General features: G+C 67.1%; 12 protein-coding genes and 1 pseudogene. 7 read left to right on the top strand and 6 right to left on the bottom strand.

The features are described 5' to 3' along the window. Positions 1 to 42 precede the first annotated feature (42 nt). Complete coding sequence (locus MMSP_RS02365) at positions 43 to 1,299, top strand: cytochrome P450 (RefSeq protein WP_020785316.1); 1,257 nt, start codon at positions 43 to 45, stop codon at positions 1,297 to 1,299. 20 nt (positions 1,300 to 1,319) lie between these two features. Here the strand turns inward: MMSP_RS02365 and MMSP_RS02360 are convergent, their stop codons facing one another. Both MMSP_RS02360 and MMSP_RS02355 read right to left on the bottom strand, forming a co-directional pair. Further along, positions 1,320 to 1,904, bottom strand: coding sequence for a hypothetical protein (locus MMSP_RS02360; RefSeq protein ID WP_020785315.1), 585 nt, complete (start codon positions 1,902 to 1,904; stop codon positions 1,320 to 1,322). 98 nt (positions 1,905 to 2,002) lie between these two features. Continuing rightward, positions 2,003 to 3,079, bottom strand: coding sequence for an ATP-dependent DNA ligase (locus MMSP_RS02355; RefSeq protein ID WP_036426030.1), 1,077 nt, complete (start codon positions 3,077 to 3,079; stop codon positions 2,003 to 2,005). 37 nt (positions 3,080 to 3,116) lie between these two features. On the opposite strand from MMSP_RS02355, the gene ligD reads away from it, so the two are divergent. Together ligD and MMSP_RS02345 are read left to right on the top strand one after the other, a co-directional pair. Next, a complete protein-coding gene (ligD, locus tag MMSP_RS02350) occupies positions 3,117 to 4,157 on the top strand; it encodes a non-homologous end-joining DNA ligase (protein WP_020785313.1) in 1,041 nt (346 codons plus the stop codon). A gap of 38 nt (positions 4,158 to 4,195) precedes the next feature. Next, positions 4,196 to 4,606 (top strand): hypothetical protein, encoded by a 411-nt coding sequence (locus MMSP_RS02345; RefSeq protein ID WP_020785312.1) that lies wholly within the window; start codon positions 4,196 to 4,198, stop codon positions 4,604 to 4,606. A gap of 2 nt (positions 4,607 to 4,608) precedes the next feature. Here MMSP_RS02345 and MMSP_RS29260 read toward each other — a convergent pair. Together MMSP_RS29260 and MMSP_RS02335 are read right to left on the bottom strand one after the other, a co-directional pair. Next, positions 4,609 to 5,935, bottom strand: a pseudogene (locus tag MMSP_RS29260) (PPE domain-containing protein). Next, a complete protein-coding gene (locus MMSP_RS02335) occupies positions 5,935 to 6,246 on the bottom strand; it encodes a PE family protein (protein ID WP_036427034.1) in 312 nt (103 codons plus the stop codon). The pseudogene MMSP_RS29260 and the gene MMSP_RS02335 overlap by 1 nt, the downstream one beginning before the upstream one ends. Positions 6,247 to 6,492: 246 nt before the next feature. Here MMSP_RS02335 and MMSP_RS02330 point away from each other — a divergent pair, with 246 nt between their 5' ends. Continuing rightward, on the top strand, positions 6,493 to 9,633 hold the full coding sequence (locus MMSP_RS02330; protein WP_020785307.1) for an adenylate/guanylate cyclase domain-containing protein: 3,141 nt from the start codon (positions 6,493 to 6,495) through the stop codon (positions 9,631 to 9,633). A gap of 19 nt (positions 9,634 to 9,652) precedes the next feature. Here the strand turns inward: MMSP_RS02330 and MMSP_RS02325 are convergent, their stop codons facing one another. Next, entirely contained in the window at positions 9,653 to 10,231 is a 579-nt protein-coding gene (locus tag MMSP_RS02325) for a carboxymuconolactone decarboxylase family protein (RefSeq protein WP_020785306.1), read from the bottom strand. Then, on the bottom strand, positions 10,228 to 10,539 hold the full coding sequence (locus MMSP_RS02320; RefSeq protein WP_011741941.1) for a hypothetical protein: 312 nt from the start codon (positions 10,537 to 10,539) through the stop codon (positions 10,228 to 10,230). Before MMSP_RS02320 ends, MMSP_RS02325 begins: the two co-directional genes overlap by 4 nt. Before the next feature lie 132 nt (positions 10,540 to 10,671). Here MMSP_RS02320 and MMSP_RS02315 point away from each other — a divergent pair, with 132 nt between their 5' ends. The 3 genes from MMSP_RS02315 (at position 10,672) to MMSP_RS27335 (ending at position 14,505) form a co-directional block, all read left to right on the top strand. Continuing rightward, the gene (locus MMSP_RS02315) at positions 10,672 to 13,848 is read left to right on the top strand and encodes an adenylate/guanylate cyclase domain-containing protein (RefSeq protein WP_036426027.1); all 3,177 of its coding nucleotides are present in this window, start codon (positions 10,672 to 10,674) and stop codon (positions 13,846 to 13,848) included. 100 nt (positions 13,849 to 13,948) lie between these two features. Further along, complete coding sequence (locus MMSP_RS02310; RefSeq protein ID WP_012396762.1) at positions 13,949 to 14,332, top strand: PPOX class F420-dependent oxidoreductase; 384 nt, start codon at positions 13,949 to 13,951, stop codon at positions 14,330 to 14,332. Between the two features lie 35 nt (positions 14,333 to 14,367). After that, positions 14,368 to 14,505: a hypothetical protein gene (locus MMSP_RS27335; RefSeq protein WP_020730974.1), complete on the top strand. Its 138-nt coding sequence runs from the start codon at positions 14,368 to 14,370 to the stop codon at positions 14,503 to 14,505. Positions 14,506 to 14,514 lie beyond the last annotated feature (9 nt).

The raw sequence follows: 14,514 nt of genomic DNA, 5'->3' as shown, positions 1-14,514 counted from the left end.
CACTTTGACCACACGTTTTTCATGCGCAGGCACAATGTCAGCATGACCACACGGCCCATCGAGCCCATCGAGTTCACCGAGCAAGTCGAACCACAGGCATTTCTGTTCCAATTGCTGGACCCGGCGATCCGGGCCGACCCGTATCCGCTGTGCGCTCGGCTGCGTGAACATGGGCCACTGCATCTGCCCGAGGCCAACTTCGTCTTGTTCTCCAGCTTTGGGGACTGTGACGAGGTGCTGCGACACCCGTCCTCCTGCAGCGACCAGACCAAGTCGACGGTGGCCCAGCGGCGGGTGGAGGAGGAACCGGCCCTGGGCCGCGACTTCCCGCCCGGCTTCTTGTTTCTCGATCCCCCCGATCACACCCGGCTGCGCAAACTGGTCAGCAAGGCGTTCGCCCCCAAAGTGGTCAACGCGTTGCGACCTGAGATCAGCTCCCTGGTGGATGGATTGCTGGACCGGATCGCCGAGCAGGGCCGATTCGACGTGGTTTCAGACTTCGCCTACCCGCTGCCGGTGGCGGTGATTTGCCGGCTGCTCGGGGTGCCGCTGGAGGATGAGCCGCAGTTCAGCCAGGCCTCGGCGCTGCTGGCGCAGGCGCTGGACCCGTTCTTCGCCTTCACCGGCCAGAACGCGGAAAACCTCAATGACTCGCTGGAAGCGGGGCAGTGGCTGCGCGGATACCTGCGTGATCTGATCGCGCTGCGCCGGTCGCAACCCGGCGAAGACTTGATGTCGGGGTTGGTCGCCGTCGAAGAGTCCGGTGATCAGCTCACCGAGGACGAGATCGTCTCCACCTGCGTGCTGTTGCTGGTTGCCGGACACGAGACCACGGTGAACCTGATCGGCAACGCGATCCTGGCCATGCTGCGCGACCGTCGGCAGTGGGCACAGCTGGGCGCCGATCCCGACCGGGCCGCCGCGGTGGTGGAGGAAACCATGCGCTATGACCCGCCGGTGCAATTGATCGGCCGAATTGCCGGGGCGGACATGGTAATTGGGGACGTCGAAGTGACCAAGGGGGATGTGATGATGATGCTGGTGGCGGCCGCGCATCGCGATCCCGCCGAGTACGACCGGCCCGAAGAATTCGACCCGGATCGGGGTCCTTTGCGGCACTTAGGATTTGGTCGCGGTGCGCACTACTGCCTTGGTGCTCCGCTAGCGAGGCTGGAAGCCGCGGTGGCGCTGTCGGCAATCGCGGCGCGCTTCCCACAGGCACGGCTGGACGGCGAGCCGCAATACAAGACGAACGTCACCTTGCGTGGGCTCGAGTCGATGACGGTGGCGCTTTCCTAATCGGCGGGCCGTGAATTGGGCTAGCCGCCCTGGCCTTCGCCCTGGGGCGGCACGTCTTCGTACTCGACCGGTACGCCTTCACCAGCGACCGGCGCGCCCTCGCCGGCGAACGGTACGCCCTCACCGGCAACCGGCACGTCCTCACCGGCGACCGGCACGCCCTCACCGGCAACCGGCATGCCTTCACCCTCGACCGGCGGCGGTTGGGTCAACAGGATGGTGATCGGTATCGGTGTGGACAGCTCGAACTTGCCCTGCTGGTCGTAGTAGGCGCCGATGGTGTACTCACCCGCGGACTCGATCGGGAACGAGAGCTCCTGGGTGAAGCACCGATATTTGGAGGCTTTGTCCACTTCGTCGGGCCAGTGCCAACTCGCCCGCAGGGTGCCGCGCGGCGCTCCGGAGGGGTCCTTGCACACCACGTGTAATTCCGGGTCGTAGTCCCCGCCGGCGGGCGCGTGCACCACCAGAACGATCGGAACCTTTGCCCAAAGCGGGACTTGATCGACCTCAAACCAGGTCATCGGAATGCGTGTAGCATTGATCGCACCGTGTTCGTCCAGATTGGCGCTACCTGCAACGAACAATGTGGATACGTGCAGCATCACGACATCTTAAAGGCGTTTGACGCGCCAATCCGGACCTTCGGGTTTTCAGGCGCGCCGCACCGGCGGTCGCTGCGTTCCTCGAATGCCCGTCGGGCCTAGTGCCCGCAGCGGGGTCCGAGACCAGCAACGATGTCGTCGAGACTGAACGTCAGCGGTTGCTCGAGCTGGGCGTAGGTGCAGGAACGTGGATCGCGGTCGGGACGCCACCGGTTGAACTGGGCGGTGTGACGGAACCGTGGGCCCTCCATGTGGTCGTAGCGCACCTCGACCACGCGTTCGGGGCGCAGCGGCACAAACGAGAGGTCTTTGCCGGCGTTCCAGCGGGAGAACTCGTTTTTGCGTGGCGTGCGTTCGCCGGACTGGTGGGCGGCCCAGTTCCACGGATGGTCGTCGAAGCTGGTCACCAGCTCCTGCAGCTCGGTGAAGAGCCGCCGGCGTTCGGCCATCGGGAATGCCCCGATCACGCCGACCGACGCCAATTGCCCGTCGTCTTGGTAGAGGCCCAGCAATAGCGAACCGATGACGTCACCGCCGGATTTGTGGAGGCGATATCCGGCCAGCACGCAGTCGGCGGTGCGTTCGTGCTTGATCTTGAACATCACGCGCTTGTCCGGCTGATAGGTGACCGCCAGCGGTTTGGCGATCACTCCGTCGAGGCCGGCGCCCTCGAACTCTTCGAACCACCGCCGTGCCGTCGCCTGATCGGTGGTGGCCGGGGTGACATGGATCGATGGGCCGGAGCCGACCGCCTCGACCAGCGCCGCGCGCCGTTCCACAAATGGACGCGTCGTGTAGTCGTCGTCGCCGAGGGCCAGCAGGTCGAAGGCGATGAAGGATGCCGGGGTGTGTTCGGCGAGCATCCGCACCCAGGAATCGGCGGGGTGGATGCGCTGTTGCAGCGCCTCGAAATCCAGGCCGTGGCCGGTGGCGATCACGATCTCGCCGTCAAGGACGCAGCGCCGCGGCAGCTCCGCCCGGACCGCCGCGACCAGCTCCGGGAAGTAGCGGGTCAGCGGACGTTCGTTGCGGCTGCCGAGCTCTACCTCATCGTTGTCGCGAAAACAGATGGAGCGGAATCCATCCCATTTGGGTTCATAGGACGCATCGGCCGGGATCGTCTTGACCGCCTTGGCCAGCATCGGCGAAATCGGCGGCATGACTGGTAGGTCCATTAGTTCATTGTGGCGTGCGGCATGCTGGAATCCAGGTATGCCTGCTGCAGCAGAAGAACTTGACGTCAACGGCATCGCGGTACGCGTGACCAACCGGGACAAGGTGTACTTCCCGAAGCTGGGAAAGCAGGGCACCAAGGGCCGGTTGATCGACTATTACCTGGCGGTCGGGGGCGGTCCGATGCTGACCGCGTTGCGGGATCGTCCCACCCACTTGCAGCGATTTCCGGACGGCATCGACGGTGAGGAGATCTATCAGAAACGGGTGCCCAAGCACCACCCCGACTATCTGCGGACGTGTCAGGTGACCTTTCCGTCGGGACGCACCGCCGACGCGCTGCAGGTGACCCATCCGGCCGCGATCGTCTGGGCGGCGCAGATGGGAACCGTCACGCTGCACCCGTGGCAGGTGCGCTGCCCCGACACCGAGCACCCCGACGAGCTGCGCATCGATCTGGATCCGCAGCCCGGTACCGGTTTCGCGCAGGCACGTTCGGTCGCCGTCGACGTGCTCAAGCCGGTGCTCGATGACCTGGGATTGGTCGGCTATCCGAAGACCTCCGGCGGCCGCGGGATCCACGTGTTCTTGCGCATCGCGAGCGACTGGGACTTCATCGAGGTGCGCCGGGCCGGCATCGCCCTGGCCCGCGAAGTCGAGCGCCGCGCCCCCGAGGCGGTCACCACGTCGTGGTGGAAAGAAGAACGTGGCCAGCGGATCTTCATCGACTTCAACCAGAACGCCCGCGACCGCACCATGGCGTCGGCGTACTCGGTGCGGGCCACCCCGATCGCCACCGTGTCGACGCCGCTGACCTGGGACGAGCTGGCCGGCGCCGACCCGGACGACTACACCATGGCCACGGTTGCGGACCTGATTGCCCGCCGCGCGGACCCCTGGGCCGGCATGGACGACGTGGCCCAGTCGATCAGCGGGCTGCTGGATATGGCCGAAGCCGACGCCGAGCGCGGGCTTGGTGACATGCCCTACCCCCCGAACTACCCGAAGATGCCGGGCGAACCCAAGCGGGTGCAGCCCAGCCGCGACACCGACCTGAAACCCAAAAACGCCCACGACTAAGCCCTTATGCGCCGGGCTGCGCCGGATACCATCGGCGTATGGCGCTAATCATTCCGGCGACCAAGGAACGTGACGACGACGGTTGGGCGGACTACGTTGAGCCCATCGTGCTCACGCCCGCCCAGGCGGCCGACCTCGCGGTAGGCAACGCCGATCCGGCGGCGGCAGTCGTCGGGTTCTACGCGGCGTTGATGCGCGGCGACGAACTGACCGGACAACTGCTCTGGCCCGATGACAACATCATCATCGACAAGCTCGAAACCTTGCGCGGCTGGACATTTCACCGCTTGGAGGTGCTGGCCGTCCGGTTGCGCGGACAAAGCAAGGCGACCATTCGCGTCGCCGTCGAGATCGAGGTCGACGGCAAGCGCGACGGCGGTACCGATGAAGTCAAGCTGCAGCGCGACGGGGACGGCGGCCCCTGGAGAATCGAGCGCCCGCCGACCTGAGTTCAGACCGGTATCGAGCCCGCAGCCCACGTGCTGGGCAGCAACGGCAAGGGCGCGTCGGCGCCAAATGAGCCGGCGCTTAGCGTGGACAATCCAACCGGCTGCGCAATCGATTGCTGTGGCGCGGTGCCGGCGAATCCAGCCGCCGTCATCGACCCGCTGGAAGACAGCTGCACCGCGGAAACCAAATGTGCGTTGGGTAATGCGGCCGCTGCCACGCCGGAATGTGCCCGACCGATGGCGCCGGTGGGGGCATTGCCCAGGGCGCTCGCTTGGGGCAAAAGCGGCGAAACTCCGCCCGCCTGAAACGCCATGGCCGCGCCACCGAGCAGTTCGCGGATCGCCTGCGCTATTGCTGCGATCGCGTGCTCGACTCCCAGCGACAGCGTCGTGAGCACCTTGTTGAGAAAATCCGCGACCAGCGTGACCATCGCAATGGCGCCGCGCAACGTGATGTAGAGGTACATGAGGACGAGTTGAACTTGATCCAGTGCCAATACGATCAGGTCGGCGATCAGCAGGTTCAGGATCTTCATCATTTGAAGTGCGTAGCCCAGCAGCATGACCCCGTACGCCACCACTATCTGGCCGAGGTAGAAGACGAACTGCCAGGCGAAACTGGCCACCTCGCTGGCCAACTGGCTCACCGTCTGGGACACGATGTCGGCCAGGGTTCGCAGCAGCTGCCACATGATGCTCCACCAGGGCGGGCTGGGCGGCGGAGGCAGGCTGGTGAGTGAGCTGGCTCCGGGTTTGAGGATGGGCGGGGTGTGGTTGGTGTGTGGTGTTGCGGCAACCGCAGCGGCGCTGGCGGCGTCATAGACGCTCATCGTGGTCGCGGCTTGAATCCACATTCGCGCATAGTCGGATTCGTTGAGCGCGATTGGGATCGTTTTGATACCAAAGAAATTCGTCGCCAGCAACACGCCGTGGATGACGTGGTTGGCTTCCAGCTCCACCCAGGGGCTAATCAACAACGCCGGAGCCCTGCAGCTCCACCAACGTCGGCATCGCCGCCAGCGCGCTGACGTAGCCGGCCGCGGTGGCCTCGTGTGTTGCGGCCCGCGCTATACAGTCGGCGCTGGCCGCAGTCAGCCACGCCAGATACGGGCCGTAGGCGCCAACGAAACTGGCGGCACTGGGCCCCTGCCAGGGCCCGGCTTGCACGGTGGCCAGCAGCGCTTCGAGTTCGGCGGCCTCCTCGGCGTAGCTAGCGCCCAGCGCTTGCCACGATTGCGCCGAGGCCACGATGGGGCCGGGACCAGGACCGGCGTACAGCAGCGCGGAGTGCACCTCCGGCGGCAGGGCGATCCATATCGGCATGGTCATCACAGGCCGCCAAAAGCGCCGTAGCCGGCTGCCGCGGCTTCGTCTCCAACGGTGTAGCTGATACCGGCCTCACCCACGCCGACCCCGGAGCGGCCCAATTCCTCGATGGCTTCGGTGGCCATGGCGGAATGCTCAACGCCGACGGCGCTAAACCCCGCCGCGTTGCGCACCGACACCGGATCGGCCGCTGGCGGGATCACCGCCGTAATGGCGGGCGCCGCAACGGCATGCGCGGCGGCCAATCGAGCCGTCAGGGCCGCTACCGCCGCACTGGCCCCCGCCAAACCCTCGGGAATAACTCGCAACATCACCACTTCGGCTCCTATTCGGCGCATCGGAGCCCGGAAGCCCGCGATGCATGCATATAGCAACGATTTCTATTGGCAACACAATGCGGAGCCGGCCGCGACCCTGGCAAGTCTCGACCTCGCCACCGGAGCGGTTCCACTTGACAAACGCCGCCTCCGTGTCAACTGAAAAATAACCGGGTCCCGGCAACCCCCGGCCACCTATCCTGGGAAGGCGAAAACTCTGGGTCAGGACCGACGGAGGCGTCGATGACGCCCGTACTGGCGTGCCGCTCGTGTGGTACCCAACCCCTCGAAAACGCCCGGTTCTGCCACGGATGTGGCGCGCCCGTCGCCGCCGCCGATACCCACGCCGAGTACAAGCAGGTGACGGTGCTGTTTGCCGATGTGGTGCATTCGATGGACATCGCCGCGGCGCTCGGTGCCGAGCGGTTGCGCGAGATCATGACCGAGCTGGTCAACCGCGCGGCGGTGGTGGTGCAGCGATATGGCGGCACGGTCGACAAGTTCACCGGTGACGGGATCATGGCGGTATTCGGTGCCCCGGCCGCTCTGGAGGACCACGCGCTGCGGGCGTGTTTGGCCGCACTGGGCGTTCAGGATGAGGCCAAGCGCCTTGCCGGCGAGGTCGATCGGCGCGACGGTGTCGTGCTGCAGCTTCGGGTGGGCCTCAATTCCGGGCAGGTCGTGGCCGGCGAAATCGGAACGGGCGCGCTGGGTTACACCGCGGTTGGTGAGCAAGTCGGGCTGGCGCAGCGGATGGAGGCGGTGGCCGCGCTGGAGACGGTGATGCTCGGTGAGTCCACCGCCCGACTGGTCGAGGGCGCCGCCGTGCTGGGCGAGCCGCAGCTGGTGCACATCAAGGGTGTCGAGGCTGCGGTGCCGGCGTGGCAACTGCTCGGCGTGGTTGATCAGTACTGGCAAAGCGGTCCCGCCCCGGCGACGTTGGTGGGACGCGAGTGGGAGTTGGACACCCTGACCACGATGCTGGACCGTTCCATTGCCGGGCGCGGGTCGGTGGTGACGCTGGTCGGACGGGCGGGCATCGGCAAGACCCGGCTGGCCAGGGAAGCCGCTCGGGTCGCGAAAAATCTTGGTGTTACGGTGTTTTCGCCCTTCTGCGAATCGCACGCGACCGATATCCCATTTCGGGCGGTTATCCGTCTGCTGCGCGCCGCCGCCCAGGTGAGCCGGCTCGACGATGCCACCGCGCGGGTGCGGGTACGGGCGATCGTCCCAGACGGTGATCCGCAGGACCTGTTGTTGCTCTATGACCTGCTCGGTATCGCCGACCCCCGGGTGGAGCTGCCCAAGATCGCCCCGGAGGCCCGCCGCCGGCGGCTGGCCGCGCTGATCAACGCGGTCCAGCTGGCTCGCGCCCAACCCGCGGTGTACGTCATCGAGGATGCGGACTGGATGGACGAGGCCAGCGAATCGATGGTCGCCGAGTTTCTGTCGGTGATCCCACAGACCCACTCGATGGTGCTGGTGACCTACCGGCCCGACTATCGCGGAGCATTGCGGGGCGTGCGCGGCGCCCAGAGCATTGCCCTGGGCCCGCTCAGCGATGCCGAAACCTCGGCGCTGATCGCCGAACTGTTGGGCCCCGATCCCTCCGTCGCCCAGATCGCCGAGATCATCGCCACGCGTGCCGCCGGCAACCCCTTTTTCGCCGAGGAGATCATCCGCGAGCTCGCCGAACGCCGGGTGCTGGTGGGGGAGCGTGGCAGCTACGCGTGCACCGCCGAGGCCGACGACGCGATCGTGCCGGCCACGCTGCAGGCAACCATCGGCGCGCGCATCGACCGGCTCAGCCCGGCCGCCAAGCAGACCCTCAGCGCCGCGGCCGTCATCGGATCTCGCTTCAGCACCGAGCTGCTGATCGGCCTGGGCATCGAACCGCCGATCGAGGAGCTGATCAGCGCGGAACTCGTTGACCAGGTGCGGTTCACGGAGCCGGCCGAATACGTGTTCCGGCATCCGCTGATTCACACCGTGGCCTACGAGTCGCAATTGAAATCAGCTCGCGCCCAGATGCACCGGCGGCTCGCCGCGGTGATCGAAGCCCGGGTTCCGGAATCGGCGGACCAGTACGCCGCGCTGATCGCCGAACACCTCGAGGCCGCCGGTGAATCGCACGCCGCTTACGGCTGGCAGGTGCGCGCCGCCGCGTGGGCGACCAATCGCGACATCGCGGCCGCCCACCTCAGCTGGGAGCGAGCCCGCAAGATCGCCGACGCATTGCCCGTCGATGATCCCAACCGGGCGGCCATGCGGATTGCCCCGCGCACCATGTTGTGCGGCATCGCGTTTCGAATCCACATCGACGTCGCCGGCGCGCGTTTCGAGGAATTGCGCGAACTGTGTGCCGCCGCGGGGGACAAGGCGTCCCTGTCGATCGGGATGGCGGGGTTGGTGATTGGCCATCTGCAGCATGCACGAATGCGCGAAGCATCGCAGTTGGCGACCGAGGCCATGACGCTCATCGAGTCGGTTGGCGATCCGGCCCTGACGGTCGCGTTGTCCATCGCGCTGATCTATGCCAAGAGTGAGTGCGCCGAGTGGTCGGATGCGCTGCGCTGGTCACAGCGGGTGATCGCCCTGGCCGACGGCGACCCGACGATGGGCGCTCTGATCATCGGCTGCCCCCTGGCGGTGGCCTTCGCCACCCGCGCCAACGCGCGCTATTGCCTGGGGCGTCCGGGGTGGGCAGAAGATCTCCAGCATGGTCTGGCGATGGCCCGCAGCGCCGATCCCATGGCCTATGCCACCGTCGTCGCCTACGTCTACAGCGCGGGCATCTCGACCGGTGTCTTGGCGTCTGACGATTGCGCGCTCGGCGAGATCGAGGACGCTCTGCAAATCGCCGAGCGTTCCGGTGACGATGTCGCGCTGGTCCACCGCCGGGAAGACCCGATGCGCGACCGCGGGCAGGCGGTGCTCGCCGATGTCAGTGACATGTTCCAGCGTCGGGTGTACTTCCTGGCCGACTTGCCCTTCGTCGAGGTCTACCTGGCCCGCGAGTGGGCTCGGGGCGGGGACCTCGACGGCGCCATCGCGCACATGCGCGCCTCCGTCGAGCACCTGTTTCGGGAGGGACGGCTGTTGGGGTGGAGCACTCCGGCGACCGGGGTGTTGGTGCAGACCCTGCTGGACCGGGGGACTGAGGGCGATCTGGTCGAGGCCGCGGCGGCCATCGAACGGTTGGCGGCCGCACCCGCCGACGACGGGCTGGCTGTGCGCGAGATCCTGCTGTTGCGGCTGCGCGCGCTGCTGGCGCGGGCGCACGGCGACGACACGACGTATGCGCGGTTGCGGGATCGCTACCGCGACACGGCGAGCGCGATGGGTTTCGCCGGACATCTTGCGCAGGCCGAGTCGATGCCGTGACCGGTGTGCGCCGCGGCGTTCACCGATAGCCCAGCCGCAGCAGTACCCGAGTATTGAGGGTGCGCTCGGTGCCGGTGGGAAGCGCGAAGTCCAGGCCATCGGCCACCCGATTGATGGTGTTGAACAAGGCGCAGATCTCGATCGCATCCCGGATCGCCTCGGCGCTGACACCGGCGTCGAGAACGGCCCGCACATCGACCGGTCGCACCTGGGCGGGCGTCAGGGTCAGTTTGTCCAGCAGGCCCAAGGTGGCTCGCAGCGGTTCGTCGACCGGCGCGGTGCGCCAATCGCTGACGACCGCCGCGGCCAGGCCCGGATCCAGGGTCGCCGCCGCGACGGCCTCGTGAGTGGTGGCGCAGAACTGGCATCGGTTGCGCGCCGACACGAACGCCGCGAAGAGCTCTCGCTCACCGATCGTCCACGGGGAAGGGCCGCGCAGCAGCGCCTGCGCGAGTTGGAAGAACGGCTTGCCGAAAAACCTCGAACGGTAGTAGCGGACCTTGATGATGTCGGGGATTTCGCGGCTGCTGACAAATCGCGCCAGCGCGAAAACCGGGCGGCGGCCGGGGCGCCCGCGGGTGATGCTGGGCAGCCTCACCGCAAGGCCCGCTCGAGGGCGGACAAACCCGCATGCCGGCGCTCGTCACCGGCGCCGAGTGCGGCCGCGATGGTTATCTCGAAGATGTCGTCGTCGCAGTAGCCGGCGCCACGCAACTGTTCGATGTCGCTGTCTTGGACCCGGTAGGCGTACCGGCGCAGCTTTTGCACATATCCGCTCAGCGGCTCGGGCACGTCCTGCCCGTGGTAGACGGCCCTGCGCAGCGCCGCATCGGTGACGGCCGGAGCCCACAGGACGGCGTGGCGCAGCCGGTCCTGCAATCGTTGATGGCGACCATGCTCGGACATCCGGAACACCTCGCAGACTTCGCAACGATCGGCCCGCCGCGCGACCGGCGCGCCTGAATCACCAGCATCCCACGATGTCGCCCTATGCTGGGAGCCTGACCAAACCGGGGAGCCGGACTGGCGGAGGGTCGGATGACGCCCGTAACAGTGTGCCGCGCTTGCGGTGTCGAACCCCTGGAGAATGCGCGGTTCTGTCACGAATGCGGCGCACCGGTCGGTGCCGCCGATACCCGTGCCGAATACAAACAAGTCACGGTGCTGTTCGCCGACGTGGCGCATTCGATGGACATCGCGGCGGCCGTCGGTCCGGAGCGACTGCGCGAGATCATGGCCGAGCTCGTCACTCGTGCGTCGACGGTTGTGCAGCGCTACGCCGGCCGGGTGGACAAGTTCACCGGCGACGGCGTCATGGCAGTGTTCGGCGCACCGGCGGCCCTGGAGGACCACGCCCTGCGCGCGTGTCTGGCCGCGCTCGACATCCAGGATGAGGTCGCGCGCCTGGCGGCGGACATCAGTCGCACCGACGGCGTCGAGCTGCGGCTGCGGATCGGCCTCAATTCCGGCGAGGTGATCACCGGCGGGATAGGTCCGACAGCGTTGGGATACACCGCGGTTGGCGAGCAGGTCGGCATGGCGCAACGGATGGAGTCGATCGCTCCGGTGGGCGGGGTGATGGTCAGCGACACCACCGCGCGGCTGGTCGAGGGTGTGGTGCTGCTCGGGGCGCCCCAGCGGGTGCAGGTCAAGGGGATGGGCACGGCCTCGGCGCGGGAGCTGCGCAGCGCGACCGCCCAACACCAAAGAACCGATACCGCCGAGTCGACACTGGTGGGGCGCGGGCGGGAAGTGGCCGCCGTGTCGACCATGCTGGATCGCGCCATCCACGGACGTGGTTCGGTGGTCGGGGTGACCGGTCCGGTAGGGATCGGAAAATCACGACTCGTCCGCGAGGCCATCGGCCTGGCGAAAAGTCGTGGGGTCACCGTGGTGCACACCTACTGTGAGTCGCACGCCGCCGACGTCCCGTTCCGGGTGATGATGCGTCTGCTGCGGGCCGTCGGCCAGGCCAGTGGGCTCGACGATGAGGCGGCGCGGGCGCGGGCGCGGGTTCGAGACCGAGTGCCCGACGCCCAGCTGGCGGATCTGCTGCTGCTCGACGATCTGCTGGGCATCGCCGCTCCGGGTGCCGAGCTGCCCAGGATCGACCCGGACGCGCGCCGGCGCCGGTTGACCGGGCTGATCAACGCATCCCAGTTGGCGCGCACCGAACCGGTGGTTTTCGTCCTCGAGGATGTGCATTGGATCGACGAAGCCAGCGAGTCGATGCTCGCGGACTTTCTGACGGTGATGCTGCAGACCCCGTCGCTGGTCTTGTTCACCTATCGCCCCGAGTATCGCGGCGCCCTGCAGCTGGTGCCGGGTGCCCAGACGATTGCGCTGGCGCCGCTCACCGACGCGGACGTGTCGACGCTGGTCGCCGAGCTGCTCGGCCAGGACCCGTCGGTCGCAACCATCGGCCGGGTCATCTCCGAGCGGGCCGCGGGCAACCCGCTGTTCGCCGAGGAGATGACCCGCGAACTCGCCGAACGCGGCGTGCTCACCGGCGAGCGCGGCAGCTACCAATGCCGCACGGATGTGGCCGAGATCCGGGTGCCCGCAACCGTCCAAGCGGCCATCGGTGCCCGCATCGATCGGCTCAGTCCGGCCGCCAAACAGACGCTCAGTGCCGCCGCGGTAGTCGGATCCCGGTTCAGCTCCGATCTGCTGATCGGCCTGGGAATCGAACCCTGCATCGACGAGTTGCTCGATGCCGACCTCATCGACCAGGTCCGGTTCACCACACGCGCCGAGTACGCGTTTCGGCATCCCGTGGTTCGCACCGTGGCCTACGAGGCGCAGCTCAGGGCCGACCGGGCCCAGCTACACCGCCGGCTGGCCCAAGCGCTCGAAAACACGGAAGCCGATCCGGGCGACCACCATGCCGCGCTGATTGCCGAGCACTTCGAGGCCGCAGGAGATTTGGTGGCCGCCTACCGCTGGCACATGCGCGCCGGCAAGTGGGCACTGAACCGCGACATCGCCGCGGCGCGCCTGAGCTGGGAGCGAGCCACCAGGATCTCCGATGCCTTACCCGCCGACACCCCGGACCGATCGGTCAAGCGCATCGCGCCCCGCACCATGTTGTGCGGTTACGCGTGGCGCGTCCACGTCAACATTTCCGATGCGCACTTCGCTGAACTGCGTGAGCTGTGCCTGGCAGCCGGGGACAAGACCTCGCTCGCCATCGCGACGGCCGGGCTGGTGATGGATCGCATCTACCAGGCCCGCATCCACGAGGGATCCCGACTGGCGTCGGAGGCAATGGGCCTCATCGAGTCGATTGGCAATCCAACCCTGACGGTGGGGCTGTCGCTGACGGCCATTGTGGCCAAGGCCGAACAGGCCCAGTGGCTCGATGTCCTGCACTGGTCGCAGCTGGTGATCCAGCTGGCCGACGGAGATCCCACCAAGGGCAACTTCATGATCGGGTCGCCGCTGGCGCTGGCGTTGACGACGCGGGCCATTGCCCGCTACTGCCTGGGCCGTCCCGGTTGGCGCGACGATGTTCACCAAGCGGTGCAGACCGCCGGCGCCACCGACCCGGTGGCCTACGCCACCGTTGTCGCGTTCGTCCACAATCCGGGAATAGCGTTCGGAGTGTTCAGCCCCGACGAAGCCGCGATACGCGAGATCGAGCAGGCGGTGCAGATTGCTCAGCAGGCCGGCGATGACCTCGCGCTGAGCTCGGCCCAAATCTCGCTGGGCATCGCGCTGTTGGAGCGGGGCACCGAGCCCGGGCGCGACCGCGGATACGGGTACCTCGCCGATACCGGGGACACGCTGATGCGCCGCGGCTACTCGCTGGGGGATCTGCCCATCGTCGAGGCCTACCTGGCGCGCGAGCGTGGTCGTCGGGGAGATCGTGACGACGCCCTACCGACGCTGCGCACGGCCGTTGACACCCTGTACCGGCAGGGACAGCTACTCAGCTGGGGGCTGCCGGCAACACATGCTCTGGTGGAGACGCTGCTCGACCGGGACACCGAGGCTGACTGGTCCGAAGCCCAGGCCGCGATCGAGCGGGTAGCCGACGAGCCGCCGGATGGGCCCCAACCGTTGCGCGACATCTGGCTGCTGCGGATGCGGACGGCGCTGGCGGGCGCGCGCGGTGGCGGCGGCGACTATCAGCGCTTGCGTGAGAGCTACCGCGACATGGCGCGCACGCTGGACTTCGGCGGACATCTGGGGTGGGCAGATGCGATGCGGTGACGAGCCGGGGCGGGCGCCTTGTAGTGGTGCGCGCCACGATTAATGGACGCATCGACTGGATACTGTCCTTAGACACCCACTCAGAGAGCGGAAGAAGCGCGTGGCTCCAAGTTTTCAAGACGTCATCAAGTCCAAATATCTGTTGCTGACCACGTTCACCAAGGACGGCCGCCCGAAACCTACCCCGATCTGGGGGGTGCCCGACGGAAACCGGCTGCTGGTGATCACCGACGACGAGTCGTGGAAAGTCAAGCGGATCCGCAATACACCGCGGGTGACGCTCGCCCGCAGCGGTTCGCTGGGCAAGCCCAAGAGCGAGCCGGTCGAGGCGGTCGGGCGGGTGTTGCCCAAGTCGGAAACGAGGCGGGTCTACAACGCCGTGCTGAAGCGGTACTGGTACCACGCGTGGTGGTTCTACCCACATTCGATCGTGCGTGGTGGCATCGACAAGGTGCACATCGGTCTGGAGATCGAGGCCGCCTAGTCGGCCGGCCAGCCGAGCCTGCCACCATAGAAGGCGTGACCACCGTAATTGTGGTGACGTTGATCCTGCTGGGACTCGGCATCGTGACCAACGAACTGCTTCGGCTGCGCAGGTGGCTGAAAAATGCCCCACCCGAAGCAGATGGCGTCCAACCCCCGGACGGGGATGACTGAACTCGCCCC

Origin of the sequence: Mycobacterium sp. 012931, from assembly GCF_000419295.1 — a bacterium.
Taxonomy (GTDB): Bacteria; Actinomycetota; Actinomycetes; order Mycobacteriales; family Mycobacteriaceae; genus Mycobacterium; species Mycobacterium marinum.
The sequence above is the reverse complement of the archived record's forward strand: the minus strand, read 5'-3'. Positions and strand labels throughout refer to the sequence as shown.

Excerpts from the sequence above, each read along its gene's own strand:
- MMSP_RS02365 (WP_020785316.1), top strand. The coding sequence starts at position 43 with ATGACCACACGGCCCATCGAGCCCATCGAGTTCACCGAGCAAGTCGAA.
- MMSP_RS02360 (WP_020785315.1), bottom strand. The coding sequence starts at position 1,904 with ATGCTGCACGTATCCACATTGTTCGTTGCAGGTAGCGCCAATCTGGAC.
- MMSP_RS02355 (WP_036426030.1), bottom strand. The coding sequence starts at position 3,079 with ATGGACCTACCAGTCATGCCGCCGATTTCGCCGATGCTGGCCAAGGCG.
- ligD (WP_020785313.1), top strand. The coding sequence starts at position 3,117 with ATGCCTGCTGCAGCAGAAGAACTTGACGTCAACGGCATCGCGGTACGC.
- MMSP_RS02345 (WP_020785312.1), top strand. The coding sequence starts at position 4,196 with ATGGCGCTAATCATTCCGGCGACCAAGGAACGTGACGACGACGGTTGG.
- MMSP_RS02330 (WP_020785307.1), top strand. The coding sequence starts at position 6,493 with ATGACGCCCGTACTGGCGTGCCGCTCGTGTGGTACCCAACCCCTCGAA.
- MMSP_RS02320 (WP_011741941.1), bottom strand. The coding sequence starts at position 10,539 with ATGTCCGAGCATGGTCGCCATCAACGATTGCAGGACCGGCTGCGCCAC.
- MMSP_RS02315 (WP_036426027.1), top strand. The coding sequence starts at position 10,672 with ATGACGCCCGTAACAGTGTGCCGCGCTTGCGGTGTCGAACCCCTGGAG.